Annotated in this window: 2 protein-coding genes; one reads left to right on the plus strand and one right to left on the minus strand. The window is 70.8% G+C overall.

Going from position 1 to position 1,422, the window contains the following annotated elements; translation table 11 throughout:
- On the minus strand, nucleotides 1-758 hold a 758-nt coding region (locus AB0F38_RS31645), incomplete at its 3' end, for a glycoside hydrolase family 25 protein (RefSeq protein WP_361900888.1).
- 170 nt (nucleotides 759-928) lie between these two features.
- Between AB0F38_RS31645 and AB0F38_RS31650 the strand changes: the two genes are divergently transcribed.
- Nucleotides 929-1,422: M23 family metallopeptidase (locus tag AB0F38_RS31650; protein ID WP_361900890.1), on the plus strand; the 494-nt coding region annotated here is incomplete at its 3' end.

Below are 1,422 nucleotides of genomic sequence, written 5' to 3' on the forward strand. Positions count from 1 at the left end.
TCCCCTCCGGGCGGGTCGGTCGGCTCCGTGAGGTCGAAGGCCCGAGGGCGGGCGAGGTTGAGGTCGACGGGAGTGACTCCGGCGACGGTGCCCACGGAGGTGTACTGGTGGGCGGCCCAGTCGGGGTAGCGGCCTCCCAGGTCGGGCGGGCCGGGCCAGGTGCCGTCGTTGGGACCCCAGGAGGCCGCCCACAGGTGGGCACCGGCGGCGACGGTACGGCTCCAGGTGCCGGCGCGCAGCGCTCCCGTGCTGATGTAGAACCAGGGCACGTATGTTCCCACCCGCTCCCGTACGCGGTTGAACCAGGCGGACACCTCCGTGTCGTCCCACAGGCGCGTGGAGTCGTCGAGCACCTCGACGTCCAGCGCGAGCACGTCGCCGACGCGGTAGTCGTGCAGATGGTCGACGAAGTAGTCGGCGGCCGCGGTGGGCGTGAGGAAGTCACCCGACAGCCAGTAGTGCCCCACCCGCAGCCCCGCGGCACGCGCACCGTCGACATGACCGGCGTAGGAGGAGGTGACGTAGGGACCCTCCGCGAGCTGGCATCCGCCGGCCTTGGCGATGACGAAACTCCGGCCTTCCGCGGCCACGCGGGCGTAGTCGATGCCGAGTTGGTAGTTGGAGACGTCGATGCCCTGCAGTTCGGCCGCCGGGGCGAGGCTCCGGCCGGTGGCGGCCCAGGCGCCCGCGGCCGTGACGATTCCGGCCGGGGCCAGTGCCGTCGCCACGGCGCCGCGGATCAAGGTTCTCCTGCGCATGCATCCTCCGGTCAAGGCGACCACGTGACATGCCCTTATCAAGATCTATGCGCGTAGGCTACCGTGACGCATGCTCCTCCACCAGCCCAATTCGCTTTATCAGCAAGGGAGTTACTGTGTGCGAGAATCATGGGCCCACTGACGGCCGAGAGGGCCTACGCCGCGTCGGAATGAGTCGCCGCGCGCTGCTCCGCGGCTCGGTCACCACACTCGGCCTGGCGGCCGGCGGCGTGCTGTTCTCGGGAACCCCCGCCCAGGCGCTCGACATCTACAACCCGTTCAGCGGCTACGGGATGACCGGCACCTGGCAGGACCACCTCAACAGCGGCTCCCTGGGCGGGCTCGACTACGGGATGGCCGTCGGCACCGCACTTCCGGCGGCCGGCGCCGGCATCGTCACCAACATCCCGGACAACGGCACGGGCGGACACACGGTGACCATCACCCACAGCGACGGGTACCGGACCCAGTACATGCATCTGTCGCAGTTCCTGTTGGCCAACGGCGCCTCGGTCGGCAAGGGCGCCACGGTGGGGCGGTCCGGGGGTGCGGTCGGCGCCCCCGGTTCCGGGAGCTCCACCGGACCGCACGTGCACTGGCACCTGATCACCCCGGGGGGCACCCGGGTCAACCCGCTGGACTACCTGGGCGGGGGTGGAGGCGG

The sequence above is a fragment of the Streptomyces sp. NPDC025273 genome (assembly GCF_040638585.1).
In the GTDB taxonomy this organism is placed as follows: domain Bacteria; phylum Actinomycetota; class Actinomycetes; order Streptomycetales; family Streptomycetaceae; genus Streptomyces; species Streptomyces cinereorectus.